The organism is Streptomyces sp. NPDC056347, assembly GCF_042262625.1.
Classification (GTDB): domain Bacteria; phylum Actinomycetota; class Actinomycetes; order Streptomycetales; family Streptomycetaceae; genus Streptomyces.
In genome coordinates this window covers 1-17,260 of record NZ_JBHJQP010000168.1, presented here as the reverse complement: position 1 = coordinate 17,260, position 17,260 = coordinate 1, and the positions used below count along the sequence as shown (strand labels likewise).

At 71.7% G+C, this 17,260-nt stretch carries 16 protein-coding genes; 5 read left to right on the top strand and 11 right to left on the bottom strand.

The genetic code is table 11. From position 1 onward, the window contains the following. Positions 1–128: 128 nt before the first annotated feature. The 3 genes from ACFCV8_RS29410 to deoC are packed head-to-tail and all read right to left on the bottom strand — an operon-like array spanning position 129 to position 3,524. On the bottom strand, positions 129–1,040 hold the full coding sequence (locus tag ACFCV8_RS29410) for an aldehyde dehydrogenase family protein (protein ID WP_376688505.1): 912 nt from the start codon (positions 1,038–1,040) through the stop codon (positions 129–131). After that, positions 1,030–2,469: an aldehyde dehydrogenase family protein gene (locus tag ACFCV8_RS29405; RefSeq protein WP_376688504.1), complete on the bottom strand. Its 1,440-nt coding sequence runs from the start codon at positions 2,467–2,469 to the stop codon at positions 1,030–1,032. Before ACFCV8_RS29405 ends, ACFCV8_RS29410 begins: the two co-directional genes overlap by 11 nt. Before the next feature lie 5 nt (positions 2,470–2,474). Then, positions 2,475–3,524 (bottom strand): deoxyribose-phosphate aldolase, encoded by a 1,050-nt coding sequence (gene deoC / locus ACFCV8_RS29400; protein WP_376688506.1) that lies wholly within the window; start codon positions 3,522–3,524, stop codon positions 2,475–2,477. A gap of 113 nt (positions 3,525–3,637) precedes the next feature. Between deoC and ACFCV8_RS29395 the strand changes: the two genes are divergently transcribed. Further along, positions 3,638–4,303, top strand: a complete 666-nt coding sequence (locus tag ACFCV8_RS29395; protein ID WP_376688503.1) for a PH domain-containing protein — start codon at positions 3,638–3,640, stop codon at positions 4,301–4,303. 75 nt (positions 4,304–4,378) lie between these two features. On the opposite strand, the gene ACFCV8_RS29390 is transcribed toward ACFCV8_RS29395, so the two are convergent. Then, on the bottom strand, positions 4,379–5,056 hold the full coding sequence (locus tag ACFCV8_RS29390) for a helix-turn-helix transcriptional regulator (RefSeq protein WP_376688502.1): 678 nt from the start codon (positions 5,054–5,056) through the stop codon (positions 4,379–4,381). Positions 5,057–5,326: 270 nt separating this feature from the next. Between ACFCV8_RS29390 and ACFCV8_RS29385 the strand changes: the two genes are divergently transcribed. Beyond that, a complete protein-coding gene (locus tag ACFCV8_RS29385; RefSeq protein WP_376688501.1) occupies positions 5,327–6,772 on the top strand; it encodes an NCS2 family permease in 1,446 nt (481 codons plus the stop codon). A gap of 123 nt (positions 6,773–6,895) precedes the next feature. Here the strand turns inward: ACFCV8_RS29385 and ACFCV8_RS29380 are convergent, their stop codons facing one another. The 3 genes from ACFCV8_RS29380 to ACFCV8_RS29370 all read right to left on the bottom strand — a co-directional run bounded on the left by ACFCV8_RS29380 (position 6,896) and on the right by ACFCV8_RS29370 (position 9,948). Further along, entirely contained in the window at positions 6,896–8,536 is a 1,641-nt protein-coding gene (locus ACFCV8_RS29380; protein WP_376688500.1) for a phospho-sugar mutase, read from the bottom strand. Positions 8,537–8,583: 47 nt separating this feature from the next. Further along, on the bottom strand, positions 8,584–9,408 hold the full coding sequence (locus tag ACFCV8_RS29375) for a purine-nucleoside phosphorylase (protein WP_376688499.1): 825 nt from the start codon (positions 9,406–9,408) through the stop codon (positions 8,584–8,586). Positions 9,409–9,510: 102 nt separating this feature from the next. Continuing rightward, on the bottom strand, positions 9,511–9,948 hold the full coding sequence (locus ACFCV8_RS29370; RefSeq protein ID WP_376688498.1) for a gamma-glutamylcyclotransferase: 438 nt from the start codon (positions 9,946–9,948) through the stop codon (positions 9,511–9,513). A 253-nt stretch (positions 9,949–10,201) separates the two neighbouring features. On the opposite strand from ACFCV8_RS29370, the gene ACFCV8_RS29365 reads away from it, so the two are divergent. Together ACFCV8_RS29365 and ACFCV8_RS29360 are read left to right on the top strand one after the other, a co-directional pair. Beyond that, positions 10,202–11,641 (top strand): NAD(P)H-quinone dehydrogenase, encoded by a 1,440-nt coding sequence (locus tag ACFCV8_RS29365; protein ID WP_376688497.1) that lies wholly within the window; start codon positions 10,202–10,204, stop codon positions 11,639–11,641. Positions 11,642–11,864: 223 nt separating this feature from the next. Then, positions 11,865–12,839: a DeoR/GlpR family DNA-binding transcription regulator gene (locus tag ACFCV8_RS29360; RefSeq protein WP_376688496.1), complete on the top strand. Its 975-nt coding sequence runs from the start codon at positions 11,865–11,867 to the stop codon at positions 12,837–12,839. 100 nt (positions 12,840–12,939) lie between these two features. Here the strand turns inward: ACFCV8_RS29360 and ACFCV8_RS29355 are convergent, their stop codons facing one another. Together ACFCV8_RS29355 and ACFCV8_RS29350 are read right to left on the bottom strand one after the other, a co-directional pair. Next, positions 12,940–13,542, bottom strand: coding sequence for a TetR/AcrR family transcriptional regulator (locus ACFCV8_RS29355; protein ID WP_376688495.1), 603 nt, complete (start codon positions 13,540–13,542; stop codon positions 12,940–12,942). Between the two features lie 184 nt (positions 13,543–13,726). Continuing rightward, positions 13,727–15,478 (bottom strand): acetyl/propionyl/methylcrotonyl-CoA carboxylase subunit alpha, encoded by a 1,752-nt coding sequence (locus ACFCV8_RS29350; protein ID WP_376688494.1) that lies wholly within the window; start codon positions 15,476–15,478, stop codon positions 13,727–13,729. Between the two features lie 409 nt (positions 15,479–15,887). Here ACFCV8_RS29350 and ACFCV8_RS29345 point away from each other — a divergent pair, with 409 nt between their 5' ends. Further along, a complete protein-coding gene (locus ACFCV8_RS29345) occupies positions 15,888–16,340 on the top strand; it encodes a hypothetical protein (protein WP_376688493.1) in 453 nt (150 codons plus the stop codon). Between the two features lie 44 nt (positions 16,341–16,384). Here ACFCV8_RS29345 and ACFCV8_RS29340 read toward each other — a convergent pair whose 3' ends face one another. Both ACFCV8_RS29340 and mmpB read right to left on the bottom strand, forming a co-directional pair. Next, the gene (locus tag ACFCV8_RS29340; protein ID WP_376688492.1) at positions 16,385–16,996 is read right to left on the bottom strand and encodes a Maf family protein; all 612 of its coding nucleotides are present in this window, start codon (positions 16,994–16,996) and stop codon (positions 16,385–16,387) included. A 47-nt stretch (positions 16,997–17,043) separates the two neighbouring features. Continuing rightward, complete coding sequence (gene mmpB, locus ACFCV8_RS29335; protein ID WP_376688491.1) at positions 17,044–17,172, bottom strand: morphogenic membrane protein MmpB; 129 nt, start codon at positions 17,170–17,172, stop codon at positions 17,044–17,046. Positions 17,173–17,260: the final 88 nt, after the last annotated feature.

Sequence of the window (17,260 nt, the reverse complement as noted above, 5' to 3'; positions counted from 1 at the left end):
ATTTACACGCCCACGCCGCAAAACCCTATACAGGGGCGTCTGGTGGGCTGGTTTTTTTTTATAAGAGACCCCCCGCCGCGGCCCGCACCCCCGGTGCCCGGGGGGAGCGGGCCGGTTTCGTACCTGCGTCAGTACGCGGAGCCCGAGGCGCCCAGGGCGCCCGTGGGGTGCCAGACCGTCTTCGTCTCCAGGAAGGCCGTCAGGCGGTGGGTGCCCGGGGCGGCCGCCCAGTCCGTGTCCCTGGCGCCGTCGGCGTTCGTGTCCTGCGGGCGCAGGACGCGCTTCAGGTTGTCCGCCGCCGCGATCTCCAGCTCCTTCGCGAGCGCCTCGTCGGCGCCCGTCAGGTCGATCGCGTTGACGTCCTGGTGCGAGGCGAGCGGGGCCGCGATCTCCGCCGTACGCCCGGACAGGATGTTCACCACGCCGCCCGGTACGTCGGAGGTGGCCAGCACCTCGCCCAGGGAGAGCGCGGGCAGCGGGGCGTGGGCCGAGGCGACGACGACCGCGGTATTGCCGGTGGCGATCACCGGGGCGATCACCGAGACCAGGCCCAGGAACGACGACTCCTGCGGGGCCAGGACCGCGACCACACCGGTCGGCTCGGGCGTCGACAGGTTGAAGAACGGGCCCGCGACCGGGTTCGCCCCGCCCACGACCTGGCCGATCTTGTCGGTCCACCCGGCGTACCAGACCCAGCGGTCGATCGCCGCGTCCACCACGGCCGCCGCCTTGGACTTCGACAGGCCCTCCGCGTCCGCGACCTCCCGGACGAACTGCTCCTTGCGGCCCTCCAGCATCTCGGCGACGCGGTAGAGGACCTGGCCCCGGTTGTACGCCGTCGCGCCCGACCAGCCGCCGAAGGCCTTGCGGGCGGCCACGACCGCGTCGCGCGCGTCCTTGCGGGAGGACTGGGGGGCGTTCGCCAGCCACCTGCCCTTGGAGTCGCTCACCTCGTACACCCGGCCGCTCTCGGAGCGGGGGAACTTGCCCCCGACGTACAGCTTGTAGGTCTTGAAGACGCTCAGACGGTTATCGGACATCGAGGTACGCCTCCAGGCCGTGACGGCCGCCTTCGCGGCCGAAGCCCGACTCCTTGTAGCCGCCGAAGGGCGAGGTCGGGTCGAACTTGTTGAACGTGTTGGCCCAGACGACGCCCGCCCGGAGCTTGTTCGCCACCGCGAGGATGCGGGAGCCCTTCTCCGTCCAGATGCCGGCGGAGAGGCCGTACTGGCTGTTGTTGGCCTTGGCGACCGCCTCGTCGGGGGTGCGGAAGGACAGCACCGACAGGACCGGGCCGAAGATCTCGTCGCGGGCGACGGTGTGCGCCTGGGTGACGTTCGTGAACAGTGTCGGGGCGAACCAGTAGCCCGCGGCGGGCAGCTCGCAGGGGGCCGTCCAGCGCTCGGCGCCCTCGGCCTCGCCGGTGTCGGCGAGCGCGGTGATCCGGGCCAGCTGCTCGGCGGAGTTGATCGCGCCGATGTCGGTGTTCTTGTCCAGCGGGTCGCCGAGCCGGAGCGTGGACAGCCGCCGCTTCAGCGCGTCCAGCAGCTCGTCCTGGACCGACTCCTGCACCAGCAGCCGGGACCCGGCGCAGCAGACCTGGCCCTGGTTGAAGAAGATGCCGTTGACGATGCCCTCGACGGCCTGGTCGAGCGGGGCGTCGTCGAAGACGATGTTGGCGCCCTTGCCGCCCAGCTCCAGGGTGAGCCGCTTGTCCGTGCCGGCGACCTGGCGGGCGATGGCCTTGCCGACCGCGGTCGAGCCGGTGAACGCGACCTTGTTCACGTCCTCGTGCGCGACCAGGGCGGCGCCCGCGTCCCCGTAGCCGGGGAGGATGTTCACCACGCCCCTGGGCAGGCCGGCCTGGCGGCAGATGTCCGCGAAGAACAGCGCGGACAGCGGGGTGGTCTCGGCGGGCTTGAGGACCACCGTGTTGCCGGTGGCGAGCGCCGGGGCGATCTTCCAGGCCAGCATGAGCAGCGGGAAGTTCCACGGGATGACCTGGCCCGCGACGCCGAGCGGGCGCGGGTTCGCGCCGAAACCGGCGTGGTCCAGCTTGTCGGCCCAGCCCGCGTAGTAGAAGAAGTGCGCCGCGACCAGGGGGAGGTCCGCGTCGCGGGTCTCCTTGATCGGCTTGCCGTTGTCGAGGGTTTCCAGGACGGCGAGCTCGCGGCTGCGCTCCTGGATGATCCGGGCGATCCGGAAGAGGTACTTGGCGCGCTCGGAACCGGGCAGCGCCGACCACTTCTCGAACGCCTTGCGGGCCGCCTTCACGGCCCGGTCGACATCGGCCGCACCGGCGCGGGCGACCTCGGAGAGCACCTCCTCGCTGCTCGGCGAGACGGTCTTGAAGACCTTCCCGTCGGCCGCTTCGGTGAACTCGCCGTCGATGAACAGCCCGTACGAGGGCGCGATGTCGACGACCGCGCGGGACTCGGGGGCGGGGGCGTACTCGAATGCAGATGCCATGGGGATCAGTCCACCGTCACGTAATCGGGGCCGGAGTAACGGCCGGTGCTGAGCTTCTGACGCTGCATCAGCAGGTCGTTCAGCAGGCTGGAGGCGCCGAACCGGAACCAGTGGTTGTCCAGCCAGTCCTCACCCGCGGTCTCGTTCACCAGCACCAGGAACTTGATCGCGTCCTTGGACGTGCGGATGCCGCCGGCCGGCTTCACGCCGATCTGTACGCCGGTCTGCGCCCGGAAGTCGCGCACCGCCTCCAGCATCAGCAGGGTGTTCGCGGGCGTGGCGTTGGTGGCGACCTTGCCGGTCGACGTCTTGATGAAGTCGGCGCCCGCCAGCATGCCGAGCCAGGAGGCGCGGCGGATGTTGTCGTACGTGGACAGCTCGCCGGTCTCGAAGATCACCTTCAGCCGGGCGTCGGTGCCGTCCGGCCGGGCGCACTCCGCCTTCACGGCGAGGATCTCCTCGTACACCTTCAGGTACCGCCCGGACAGGAAGGCGCCGCGGTCGATCACCATGTCGATCTCGTCGGCCCCGGCGGCCACCGCGTCGCGGACGTCCGCCAGCTTCACGTCGAGCGCGGCACGCCCGGCGGGGAAGGCCGTCGCCACGGACGCCACCTTCACCCCGGAGCCGGCCAGCGCGGCGACGGCGGTGGGCACCATGTCGGGGTAGACACAGAGGGCCGCGGTGCGCGGGGCGGGGCGGTCCGGCTCGGCGCCCGCGGGGTCACTCGCGAGCCGGTGCGGGGTGTAGCGCAGCGGCTCGGGGTTGAGGGCCTTGGCGGCGAGGGCCCGGACCTTGCCGGGGGTGTCCGCGCCCTCCAGCGTCGTGAGGTCGATCATCGAGATGGCCAGGTCGATGGCGTACGCCTTGGCCGTGGTCTTGATCGAACGGGTTCCGAGGGACGCGGCACGCGCTTCGAGGCCGACGGCGTCGACGCCGGGCAGCCCGTGCAGGAAGCGGCGCAGCGCACTGTCGGACGCGGTCGCGTCGGCGAGAGGGGTACCGCCCTGCTCGAACGCAGCTGAGAGCTTGGGGGATGGAGCTGTGGTGGGCATGGTCACCAGATGAGCATATCTACGCGCGTAGCGGCCTGTACAGGGGCCCCGGTTCCTCCGGCATCCCCGTACCGCTCCGGCACCCCGGGGGTCCGTCAGGCAGAATCAGGCCCATGACGAGCCCCAAGCCGCCCGCCGAGCCGGTCTACGCCGACCGGACCTTCCGCTCGCCCGCCGGGATGGCCGGGGGCGTCCTGCTGCTCCTGCTCATCTGCTGGATCGGCGGGGACGCGATGATCCGGGGGAACGGGCGGGTGCCGTGGCTGGCGCTCGCGGGCATCCTGACCTCGGTGCCGCTGGTCGTCGCGTTCACGCTGCGGCCCGTGGTATCCGCCAATGACCGGCGCATCCGCATCCGCAACCCGTTCCGTACGATCACGATGCCGTGGACCGAGGTGGCGGACCTGCGGGCCGGGTATTCGAGCGAGCTGTTCACCGAGGGCGGCGCGAAGTACCAGATGTGGGCGGTCCCGGTGTCGCTGCGGCAGCGCAAGAAGGCGGCCCGCCAGCAGTCCCGGCGCTCGCTGGACGACCCGTACGACCGTACGCCCGTGACGGCCGACGTGCGCGACACCAAGAACCGGATCGCCACGGCCGACCGGACCATGGCGGACCTGCGCGAGCTCGCGGAGCGGGCGAAGGCGGGGGCGGGCGGCGCCGGCGCGGCGGCGGACACGGGGGCGGCGGAGCCGGCGGTGTCGGTGCGCTGGGCGTTCGAGGTCATCGTGCCGGCCGTGGTGGGCGCGGTGCTGCTGGTGGTCCTCTTCGCGACGGGCTGAGCGCCCGCGGTACACGTTCTCGACGACAGGGCCTTTCGTACGGATCAGAGCAGGGCCGATCCGGGCGGGGGGCCCTCAGTCCGTCGTGAACCGGGACCAGAAGTGGTTGACGATGTCGTCGAGGTAGCGTCGGCCGTCCTCGCCCGACGCCGTGGTGCCGCTCGCCCGGCTGAGGGTGGCCGCCATGAGCGTCTGGTACTCCTGATGCATGTCGCGCAGCGGGTCCTGGAGGGCGCGGCGGTCCACGGCGAGCAGGCGGGCGATGCCCCGGATGTGGGCCTGCCAGCGGGTGGAGACGGCTTCGCCGAGGAGGCGGGCGAGTTCGTCCTCCAGGCCGGTGATGGCGATGAAGTCGCGCGGCGGCAGGGCGAGGGCGGTGCCGAGGTTGGCGGACTGCCGTTTGCTGCCGGTCCATTGACCGGTCTCTTCCATGCGGTGATAGGCGTCGAGGTCGACGCCGGTGGCGCGGGCGACGTCCTCGGCGGCCAGCCCGCGGGCGATGCGGTGCTCCCGCAACGTGCGCGGAGCGCCCATGAGTTCGTTGGGGTTGCACCACAGGGCGCCGGCCAGCGCGGTGAGTTCACTGGAACTGGGCAGTGCGGTGCCGCGTTCCCACGCGGCGATGTGGTCGGGGGTGATGTGGGCCATGCCGTACGAGGCGCGCATGCCGTAGGCGACGTGGCCGGGGGCCATCCCGAGTTTCTCCCGCAGGATGCGGGCGGCGCGCGCGTTGAAGGGAAGCGGTGTGTCCACGGGCAGAGGGTAAGGAGTCAACCACGATCAACTCCATGGCCGATGTCGCCCGCATCCCGTTTTGGCTTGATAGGTCGTCAACGATTTCAGAGGAACCGACAGGAGCGGTACGAGAAGGACAGGTAATCGATACCTCAAGGCAATAGAGATCATGCCCCTGCCACGTAGGATCCCGCAGGCCAGGCGCCGTAGGTGCGTACGCATGCAGCTGATGCGCACTCCGGCGCCGCTGTCGTTTTCCCTGCCCCTGCAGTTCCAGGAGACGTAGTCATGTACAGCAGCACAACGGGATCGGCCGAGGAGTCGAGGCACAGATCAGGTGGGCCGGTGGACCGGTTCTTCCGTATAGGTGAACGGGGTTCGACCTATGGCCGCGAGATACGCGGCGGGGTCGCCACCTTTTTCACGATGGCATACATTCTTGTGCTAAATCCGATCATTCTTGGTAGCACCGAGGATAAGTTCGGACACCAGCTGGATGCCGGTCAACTGGTCACCGCCACCGCCCTGGTGGCCGCCGTGATGACCGTGATCATGGGCGTGGGGGGCAACCTGCCGCTCGCCCTGGCCGCGGGGCTGGGCCTCAACGCCGTCACCGCGTTCCAGATCGCCCCGATGATGGGGTGGGACGACGCGATGGGCATCATCGTGCTCGAAGGCCTGCTGATCACCGTCCTGGTGATGACCGGTCTGCGCGAGGCGATCATGCACGCCATCCCGCAGCCGCTCAAGCAGGCCATCAGTGTCGGCATCGGCCTGTTCATCGCCTTCATCGGCTGTGTCGACGCCGGGTTCGTCACCCGTGTTCCCGACGCCGCGAACAGCACCGTGCCCGTCCAGATCGGTACCGGCACCCTCACCGGCTGGCCCATGCTGGTCTTCTGCGTCGGTGTGCTGCTGACGATCGTCCTGCTGGTCCGCAAGGTGCAGGGCGCCATCCTCATCAGCATCGTGGTGATGACCGTGGCCGCGATCGTCATCAACGGCGTCGCGGACGTCAAGTCCTGGGGTCTGATCACCCCCTCGCTACCCGACAAGCCCTTCGCCTCGCCCGACTTCGGGCTCCTCGGCAACTTCGACCTGTTCGGCGCGTTCGGTCACGTCAGCGTGCTGACCGTCATGCTGTTCGTCTTCACCCTCCTGCTGTCCGACTTCTTCGACACGATGGGCACCATCGTCGGTGTCACCGCCGAAGCCGGACTCCTCGACGAGCGCGGCCAGGTTCCCGGCCTCGGCCGTGTGCTGCTGATCGACGGCGCGGCCGCCGTCGCGGGCGGCGCCGCCTCCGCCTCGTCCGCCACCGCGTACATCGAGTCCGCCGCCGGTGTCGGCGAGGGCGCGCGCACCGGATTCGCCAACCTCGTCACCGGCGGTCTGTTCGGCCTCGCCCTCTTCGCCACCCCGGTGCTCACGATCGTGCCCCTCCAGGCGGCGGCCCCGGCTCTCGTCGCGGTCGGGTTCCTGATGATGACCCAGGTCAAGCACATCGAATGGGACCGGTACGAGGTCTCGATCCCCGCCTTCCTGACCATCGCCGTCATGCCGTTCACCTACTCCATCAGCAACGGCATCGGCGCGGGCTTCCTCTCCTACGTGGTCATCAAGGCCTGCCTGGGCAAGGCCCGCGAGGTCCACTGGCTGCTCTGGGGCACCGCGGCGCTCTTCCTCGTCTACTTCGCCATCGACCCGCTGGAGCAGCTGCTCGGCATGAAGTAGGAGCCACGGCCCTGATGACCCCCCACGACACCCGCCCCGGACCCGGCTCTGTGCCGGTGTCCGGGGCGGGGATGTTTCCGGGGCGGTTCCGGGTGCGGGGCGGTTCCGGGTACGGGGCCCGTCTCAGATCCCGGCCGCGGCCGCCAGGTCGCGCTTGATCCCGTCGAGCAGCTCCGCCGCCTTCGTACGGGCCGCCGGGAGCTCCTCGGCCGAACCGACCGGAACCACGACCTCCAGGTAGCACTTGAGCTTCGGCTCCGTGCCGCTCGGGCGGACGATCACCCGGGCGCCGTCCAGCCGGTAGCGCAGGCCGTCGGTGGGCGGCAGCAGGTCCGAGCCGCGCGTCAGGTCCTCGGCCGAGGCGACGGGCAGGCCCGCCAGCGCGGTCGGGGGCGTCTCGCGCAGCCGCCGCATGGCGTCCGAGATGACCGACAGGTCCTCCACCCGGACCGACAGCTGGTCGGTGGCGTGCAGCCCGTGGGCGACCGCGAGGTCGTCCAGCAGGTCGAGCAGCGTACGCCCCCGCTCCTTGAGCACCGAGGCCAGCTCGGCGACGACCAGCGCGGCCGTGATCCCGTCCTTGTCGCGGACGCCCTCGGGGTCGACGCAGTAGCCGAGCGCCTCCTCGTACCCGTACCGCAGGCCGTCCACCCGGGCGATCCACTTGAAGCCGGTCAGCGTCTCCTCGTAGCCGAGGCCCGCCTTCTCGGCGATCCGGCCGAGCAGCGAGGACGACACGATCGACTCGGCGAGGACGCCCCGCGCCCCCCGGTCCACCAGATGCGCGGCGAGCAGCGCCCCGACCTCGTCGCCCCGGAGCATCCGCCAGCCGCCCGCGGCCGCCGGATCGGGCACCGCGACGGCGCAGCGGTCGGCGTCCGGGTCGTTGGCGATCACCAGATCGGGCGCGGCCCGGCGCGCGGTCGCGAAGGCGAGATCCATCGCGCCGGGCTCCTCCGGATTGGGGAAGGCGACGGTGGGGAACGCCGGGTCGGGCTCGGCCTGCTCGGCGACGAGCACCGGTGCCGGGAACCCGGCCCGCTCGAAGGCGGCGGTCAGCACGGACGTACCGACCCCGTGCATCGCCGTGTACACGACCCGGGCGGTACGCGGCGAGCCGGCCGCGAGCACCGCGTCGGTACGGGCCAGATAGGCGTCCAGCACCTCCTCGCCGAGGATCTCCCAGCCGTCCTCGGGCCGGGCCACGCCGTCCAGCGGGCCGATCGCGGCGATCTCGGCGGCGATCCCGCCGTCCGCCGGAGGGACGATCTGCGAGCCGTCGCCCAGGTAGACCTTGTAGCCGTTGTCCCGCGGCGGGTTGTGGCTGGCGGTCACCTCGACGCCCGCGACGGCGCCCAGGTGCCGAACGGCGAAGGCGAGCACGGGGGTGGGCAGCGGGCGGGGGAGCACGGCGGCCCGCAGACCCGCGCCGGTCATCACGGCGGCGGTGTCCCGGGCGAAGTCGGCGGACTTGTAGCGGGCGTCGTAGCCGATCACGACGAGCCCGCCGCCCTGCCCCTGCGCCTTCAGGTACGCGGCGAGCCCGGCGGCCGCGCGGATCACCACGGAACGGTTCATCCGCATCGGCCCGGCGCCCAGCTCGCCGCGGAGCCCGGCGGTGCCGAACTGGAGCGTGCCCGCGAACCGTGCGGCGAGCTCGTCGAGGTCCCCGGCCGCGACGAGCCGGGACAGCTCCTCGCGGGTCTCGGGGTCGGGGTCCTCCGCGAGCCACGTCCTGGCCCGTTCGATGAGGTCCTGCTGCACGGTGTCCGCCTTCCTGCGGGGTGCTTCGTGGACGGGGTGGGCTGCGGTCAGATGCGTTCGAGGACCCGGGCCAGCAGCGAGCCCATCCGGGTCGCCGAGTCCCGCCCCGCCTGGAGCACCTCCTCGTGGTTGAGCGGCTCGCCGCTCAGCCCCGCCGCGAGGTTGGTGACCAGCGAGATGCCCAGCACCTCGGCACCGGCCTCGCGGGCCGCGATGGCCTCCAGCACGGTGGACATGCCGACCAGGTCGCCGCCCATCACGCGCACCATGTTGATCTCGGCGGGCGTCTCGTAGTGCGGGCCGGTGAACTGCACGTACACCCCCTCCTCGAGGGTGTCGTCGATCTCCTGGCACAGGGCGCGCAGCCGCGGCGAGTACAGGTCGGTGAGGTCGACGAAGTTGGCGCCGACGATCGGGGAGGACGCCGTCAGGTTGATGTGGTCGCTGATCAGCACCGGCTGACCGGGGCGCATGCCCTCGCGCAGACCACCGCAGCCGTTGGTCAGGACGACCGTCCCGCACCCGGCCGCGACGGCGGTACGGACCCCGTGCGCCACGGCGGCGACGCCCCGGCCCTCGTAGAAGTGCGTACGGCCGAGGAAGACCAGGACGCGCTTCTCCCCGATCAGGTACGAACGGATCGTGCCGCCGTGGCCCTGGACGGCGGGGGCCGGGAAGCCGGGCAGCTCGGTCACCGGGAACTCGGCCTCCGGGGTGCCGAGCGCGTCGCCCGCGGGCGCCCAGCCGGAACCCATCACGAGCGCGACGTCGTGGGTCTCGACGCCGGTCAGCTCGCGCAGGCGGGCGGCGGCGTCGGCGGCGGCGGCGTACGGGTCGCCCTGGATCTGGTCCGGAATAACTGATGCGTTCACGCGGATGAGGGTAGCCGGTGATTCCCTACGCGCGTAGATGCCCTGGTACGGACTATGCCCGCACCCTGTTGTGCGTTCACACAAAAATGCTGGTGGGAGGGGTCAGCAGGGGCGCTTGCGCAGTTCCATCACATAGTCGTGCGGGGCGCCCGCGGACTCCGCCGCGTCGGCGATCTCGCCCAGATAGCGGGCGGACGGCAGGCCGCCCTCGTAGCCGTTCAGCACGTACATCCACGCCGGCTCGTCGCCGTCCAGGGTGTGCACCCGCACCCGCATCCGGCGGTAGATGTCGAGGCCGACGCCCTCCCAGCGGTCCATGGAGTCCTCGTCCATCGCCGCCAGGTCGTACAGCGCGACGAACACCTGGGAGCGCGGGGCCTCCACGACCGTGGCGAGCGCGCCCTCCCAGCCCATCTGCTCCCCGCCGAAGGTCAGCCGCCAGCCGTTGAGCCAACCGGTGCCGCGCAGCGGGGAATGCGGTGCGCGGCGCGTCATCAGCCGCGCGTCGAGGTTGCCGGCGTATGCGGCGTAGAGCGACATGCGTCCGAGGGTACGGGAGGGGACGGGGGGAACGCCGGTTCCGTACGGAAGACCACCCGCCCGAATGCGTACCGGCACCCCGGCCCGGCCCCGGAAAGCCCCGCCCCGGCGCACGTATGGAGGGCCCCGGGGCGAAGCACCTTGGCGCGTGCGGGACAATGAAGTACGTACTGCATTCCCCCGGGGCGCTCCCCCGGACCCCCGGCCGGGGCAGCAGACGGCCGCGGGATGACATACGCGAGGCGGACTTTTCGTGACCCGGATCGTGATCATCGGCGGCGGACCCGGCGGCTACGAGGCGGCGTTGGTGGGCGCCCAGCTCGGTGCGGAGGTGACCGTCGTCGACTGCGACGGCCTCGGCGGCGCGTCCGTGCTCACCGACTGCGTGCCCTCGAAGACCCTGATCGCGACGGCGGAGGTGATGACCACCTTCGACTCCTCCTACGAGGAACTCGGCATCATCGTCGCCGACGACACCCCGCCCGTCGAGAAGGCCGCCCGCGTGGTCGGCGTCGACCTCGGCAAGGTCAACCGACGGGTGAAGCGGCTGGCGCTCGCCCAGTCCCACGACATCACCGCCTCCGTCACCCGGGCCGGTGCCCGGGTGATGCGCGGCCGCGGCCGGCTGGAGGGCCTCCAGGCCGCCGACGGCTCCCGCACGGTCGTCGTGACCGCCGCGGACGGCGCGGAGGAGCGGCTCACCGCCGACGCCGTGCTGATCGCCACCGGCGGCCACCCCCGGGAGATCCCGGACGCCCTCCCCGACGGCGAGCGCATCCTGAACTGGACCCAGGTCTACGACCTCGACGAGCTGCCCGAGGAGCTCATCGTCGTCGGATCGGGTGTCACCGGCGCCGAGTTCGCCGGCGCCTACCAGGCGCTCGGCTCGCGCGTCACGCTCGTCTCCTCCCGCGACCGGGTGCTGCCCGGCGAGGACCCGGACGCGGCCGCCGTGCTGGAGGACGTCTTCCGCCGCCGCGGCATGAACGTCATGGCCCGCTCCCGCGCCCAGGCCGCCAAGCGCGTCGGCGACCGGGTCGAGGTCACCCTCGCCGACGGCCGGGTCATCACCGGCTCGCACTGCCTGATGGCGGTCGGCGCGATCCCCAACAGCGCGGGCATGGGTCTCGAGGAGGCCGGCGTCCGGCTCAAGGAGTCCGGCCACATCTGGACCGACAAGGTCTCCCGCACCAGCGCCCCCGGCGTCTACGCGGCCGGTGACGTCACCGGGATCTTCGCCCTCGCCTCGGTCGCGGCCATGCAGGGCCGGATCGCCATGTACCACTTCCTGGGCGACGCGGTGGCCCCGCTGGACCTGAAGACGGTCTCCTCGAACGTCTTCACCGACCCCGAGATCGCCACCGTCGGCTACACCCAGGCCGACGTCGACGCCGGGAAGATCGACGCCCGCGTCGTCAAGCTCCCGCTGCTGCGCAACCCTCGCGCCAAGATGCAGGGCATCCGGGACGGCTTCGTCAAGATCTTCTGCCGCCCCGGCACCGGCATCGTGGTCGGCGGCTGCGTGGTCGCACCGCGTGCGAGCGAGCTCATCCACCCCATCTCGATCGCGGTCGACAACAATCTGACGGTGGAACAGATCGCGAACACCTTCACCGTGTACCCGTCCCTGTCGGGTTCGATCGCGGAAGTGGCACGGCAGTTGCACACTCGTAAGCGCGCGGGCGAGGCGTAGGGCGTACCGCCGGACCGCCGGAGAGCGACGGGGAAGCCGCTGCTCGCGGGCGGCTTCCCGGGGGTCCGCGGTGGCCCCCGGGCGGGCTCGGACGACCGCGTTCGATCAGTACGGAACAACAACAGGGCCGCGTATACCACTCGGCGCCCCTGCTTGTGCACAACTTCCGCTATTCGGTGCAAAGTGCTGAAAAGACTGGGGCAGTCACGTTACTGTCAGTTCCGTGTTCGCTGCAGAACGTCGTCAATTGATCCTCGAAATGGTGCGTGCGAACGGGGCGGTATCGCTCCGTGAGCTCGCCCGCGTCGTCCAGACCTCCGAAGTGACCGTACGGCGGGACGTGCGGGCACTGGAGGCAGAAGGACTCCTCGACCGCCGGCACGGCGGTGCGGTACTGCCGGGCGGCTTCACGCGGGAGTCCGGCATTCCGCAGAAATCCCATCTAGCCACCGCGGAGAAGACGGCCATCGCGGATCTGGCGGCCGGACTCGTCGAGGAGGGCGAGGCCATCGTCGTCGGCGCCGGTACGACCACGCAGGAGCTGGCCCGCCGGCTCGCGCGGGTTCCCGGGCTGACCGTCGTCACCAACTCCCTGCTGGTCGCCCAGGCCCTGGCCCATGCCAACCGGGTGGAGGTGGTGATGACCGGCGGCACGCTGCGCGGGTCCAACTACGCCCTGGTCGGCAGCGGTGCCGAGCAGTCCCTCCAGGGACTGCGGGTCGCGCGCGCCTTTCTCTCCGGCAGCGGGCTCACCGCCGAACGCGGCCTGTCCACCTCCAACATGCTCTCCGCGAGCGTGGACCGGGCGCTGGTGCAGGCCGCCGCGGAGGTGGTGGTGCTGGCCGACCACACCAAGCTCGGCTCCGACACCATGTTCCAGACGGTGCCGACGGACGTCATCACGCACCTGGTGACGGATGAGCCCCCCGGCCACGACGACCGCGCCGCCACCGAGCTCCAGGCTCTGGCGGACCAGGGGGTGCAGATCGCGGTGGCCGGTGCGGCGGGCGGCCCCGGCGCGGCCGAGCCCTCCCTGCCGCACGGCAGACAGGCGCGCCGCGAGATGCCCCTGCCCGGCCAGCGGCGTACGACGCACGGCGGCCCCGGCGGCCAGGGCCAGCAACAGCTGCGGAGCGCGTCCGCGCTGGGGGACGGCCAGGGGGAGCGGCCCAGGGTGGCGGACCTGCGGCGCCGGTAGGGGCCGGGCGGCCCGGCGGCCGGTGCTCTCCGGCCCTCCGGGCCAAGAGGTGTCCGGTTGCGGGGCCTGCGGGCTGCGGGGCGGGGCGTCTTCGGCGCCGTCAGCCGCCCGCCTCCGCGTTCGCCCCCTTCAGCCCCTGCACGGTCAGCTTCAGCAGACGGCCCGCCAACTCCGGGTCGTCCGGGGACTCTTCGGCGGCGAGCGCGATCGCGTTCGTCAGCCGCAGCAGGTCGTCGATCGACACATCGGGCCGTACGGCCCCGCTCGCCTGCGCCCGCGCCAGCAGCGCCGCACCCGCCTCGCGCATCGGCACATTGCACTGCGAAAGGGCCGAAGTCTCGTCCCGCGACGCGGACATGAGCGCCTGGGCCAGTCCGCGGTACGCGCCCGCGTGCGTGATGATCGCGCCGAGCCACTCCATCAGGGCGCCGCACGGCTGCCGCGCCTTCGCGAGCTCCCGGGAGCGGGCGATCAGCGACGCCAGGGCGTCCTGGAAGACCGCGTTCATCAACGCGTGCCGGTTCGGGAAGTGCCGGTACAGCGTGCCGATGCCGACTCCCGCACGGCGCGCGATGTCCTCCAGGGACGCGTCGGTGCCGTGCTCCGCGAAGGCGGTGCGGGCCTCGCCGAGCAGCCGGTCGTAGTTCCGCCGTGCGTCGGCACGCATGGGGCGGGGTGGCGTCCGTGCCGCGGTGGTCGCCATGTGCGTGCTTCTCCCTTCGTCCGCCTGGGATCCAGGATGCCATCGCGCGCGAGGATCGGTGGCCGCGGAGCCGACGATGGCCAAGAAGCGCCGGTGACCTGGGCCTGAAGCGTGAAAGCCCGGGGCCCCACCGGTGGTCGTACGACTCGGCGGGGCCCCGGGCGGTGCGGCGGATGCCGCGTGATCAGTCCTTGATCTCGCAGATGACGGCGCCGGAGGAGACCGAGCCGCCGACCGCGGCGGCGAGGCCCTTGACCGTGCCGGAGCGGTGCGCGTTGAGCGGCTGCTCCATCTTCATGGCCTCCAGGACGACGATCAGGTCGCCTTCCTGGACCTCCTGGCCCTCCTCGACGGCGACCTTGACGATCGTGCCCTGCATCGGGGACGCGAGGGTGTCGCCGGAGGCGGCCGAGGCGCTCTTCTTTGCGGCGCGGCGCTTGGGCTTGGCACCGGCGGCGAGGCCGGTACGGGCCAGGGACATGCCGAGGGAGGAGGGCAGGGAGACCTCCAGGCGCTTGCCGCCGACCTCGACGACGACCGTCTCGCGGCCGACCTCGTCCTCGTCGGCGTCGGCGGTGGCCGTGAAGGGCTTGATGTCGTTGACGAACTCGGTCTCGATCCAGCGGGTGTGGACCTGGAAGGGGTCGCTGGTGAAGGCCGGGTCGACGACGACGGCGCGGTGGAAGGGGATGGCGGTGGCCATGCCCTCCACGTTGAAGTCGGCCAGGGCGCGGGCGGCGCGCTGGAGGGCCTGTTCGCGGGTGGCGCCGGTGATGATCAGCTTGGCGAGGAGGGAGTCCCAGGCGGGGCCGATCACGGAGCCGGACTCGACGCCCGCGTCGAGGCGGACACCGGGGCCGGTCGGCGGGGCGAAGGTGGTGACGGTGCCGGGGGCGGGCAGGAAGTTGCGGCCCGGGTCCTCGCCGTTGATCCGGAATTCGAAGGAGTGCCCGCGCAGGGCGGGGTCGTCGTAACCGAGGGCCTCGCCGTCGGCGATCCGGAACATCTCGCGGACCAGGTCGATGCCGGAGACCTCCTCGGTGACCGGGTGCTCGACCTGGAGGCGGGTGTTGACCTCCAGGAACGAGATCGTGCCGTCCTGCCCGACGAGGAACTCCACCGTGCCGGCGCCGACGTAGCCGGCCTCCTTGAGGATGGCCTTGGACGCCGCGTACAGCTCCGCGTTCTGCTCGTCGCTCAGGAACGGGGCCGGGGCCTCCTCGACGAGCTTCTGGTGGCGGCGCTGGAGCGAGCAGTCACGGGTGGAGACCACGACGACGTTGCCGTGCGTGTCGGCCAGGCACTGCGTCTCGACGTGACGCGGCCGGTCGAGGTAACGCTCCACGAAGCACTCGCCCCGCCCGAACGCGGCCACGGCCTCGCGCACCGCGGAGTCGTACAGCTCCGGGATCTCCTCCAGCGTCCGCGCCACCTTCAGACCGCGCCCGCCACCGCCGAACGCCGCCTTGATCGCGATCGGCAGCCCGTGCTGCTCGGCGAAGGCCACGACCTCCGCGGAACCCGACACCGGGTCGGGCGTGCCCGCCACCAGCGGCGCGCCGGCGCGCTGCGCGATGTGCCGGGCCGCGACCTTGTCGCCCAGGTCCCGGATCGCGTGCGGCGGCGGGCCGATCCAGATCAGGCCCGCGTCCAGCACGGCCTGCGCGAATTCGGCGTTCTCCGACAGGAAGCCGTAACCCGGGTGGATCGCGTCCGCGCCGGAGTCCTTGGCAGCCTGGAGCACCTTGGCCATGTCCAGGTAGCTGGCCGCCGGGGTGTCACCGCCCAGAGCGAATGCCTCGTCGGCCGCACGCACATGCAGAGCGTCCCGGTCCGGGTCCGCGTAGACGGCCACGCTCCCGATCCCGGCATCCCGGCACGCCCGAGCAACACGGACAGCAATTTCGCCACGGTTGGCGATGAGCACCTTGCGCACGATGGCTCCCTCCTTGAAACAAGCTGAGTTTAGGGACTACCGACACGGCCCTACGACCCGTCCCCACTGGTGAGCTTGCCCACACGGAGTGTGACTCGAGGCTTGCGCAAGTCGAAAAATCCCTTGTGGCACCACGGTACGCCGGGATGCATGACCGCACAGTAGCCACAAGGTGTGGTCCAGGTCTCTGTTCGCACGACCTGCGACTCTCCGGATTTCTTTGTTGAGTCTCCACTAATGGACGAGTGATTCTTTGCCCGGCGCACGAGAGTGGCGCGAGGGGCCGGGGGGACACGCCGCGGCGCGGGGAGCGGGAGTGCGGTGCGGAATCGGTGATCACCAGACTCTTGTACGAATGATTACCCGTTAGTAGGGTCCGCGCTGTCGTACGTACTGCAGGTAACAGGGGGTGGGCGCCGTGGTGCGCAGACCGGTGGCGGTGGTGGCCGCGCTCGTGCTCTTCGCGGAGGCCGTGGGTGTCGTGCTGATCAACGGCATCCTGGCGACCGTCGTCGACAACCAGGACATGTCGCTGGCCGGTGCCGACCCCGCCGTGATGTCCCGCGGCGCCTGGGTGACGGGCGGTGTCTTCGGCTGCTACCTGCTGCTGTGCGGGGTGCTCCTGCTGCTGGCCGGAGTCCGCGACCGGGCGCCGGGCCGGTTCGCCCGGGTCGTGCTGATCCTCTGCGCCGTGGTGCACGGGGTGCTGGGCGCGCTGACGGTCGGGCTGGTCGGCTGGGCGGCCTTCGCCTGTCTGATGGTGGTGCTGGGGCTGATCGTGCTGACCCTGGTGGCGTACGGGACCGGCGCCGCCGACAAGCCCGCCGAAGCCGCCGGGACGAACACCCCGGCGGCGGTCTGACGAGGGGGCGGAGGTCCGGGGCCCGCGCCCCGGACCCGGAGGCCTCAGACCCAGAGGTCGGTGACGGAGATGCCCAGCTCGCCCAGGAGCCGGCGCAGCAGCGGCAGCGAGAGCCCGATGACGTTGCCGTGGTCGCCCTCGATGGCGTCGACGAACGGGGCCGAGCGGCCGTCCAGGGTGAAGGCGCCCGCCACGTGGAGCGGCTCGCCGGTGGCCACGTAGGCGGCGATCTCGGCGTCGGTGGGTTCGCCGAAGCGGACGGTGGTGGAGGCGGTCGCGGAGGCGGTGCGCCCGGTCGCGGTGTCGGTCACGCTGTGGCCGGTGCGCAGCACCCCGGCCCGGCCGCGCATGGACTTCCAGCGGGCCGTGGCCTCCTCGGCGTCGGCGGGCTTGCCGAGCGCCTCGCCGTCCAGTTCCAGCACCGAGTCGCAGCCGACGACCAGGGCGCCCGCCGCCTCCGGCCGGCCCGCCACCGCGGCGGCCTTGGCCTCGGCGAGCACCAGCGCCAGCTCGGCCGGGGTCGGGGCGCTCAGCGCGTCCTCGTCCACCCCGCTCACGATCACCTCGGGCGCGAAACCGGCCTGCCGCAGCAGTCCGAGGCGGGCGGGGGAGGCGGAGGCGAGCACGAGACGGCGCTGATCAGTCATACGGGCCATCGTAGAAGAGCCGCCCGGCCCGGCCCGGTCCCGTACGGGCCGGGCACTCAGCGCAGACCGGCCACGAACATCCCGACCACCATCGCCAGCGCGAGCAGCAGCCCCGCGCGGCGCATCATGTCCTGGGCGTCGCGCAGTTCCTTGGGGGGCTTGTTCTCCGGATCGGACCACAGCATGGACACGATCCTGCCCGCCCCGGTGGCCCGTGCGCCCGTGGAAGGGGTCAACGGCCGACCCGGGCGCCCGGCCGAAAACGGGCCCGAC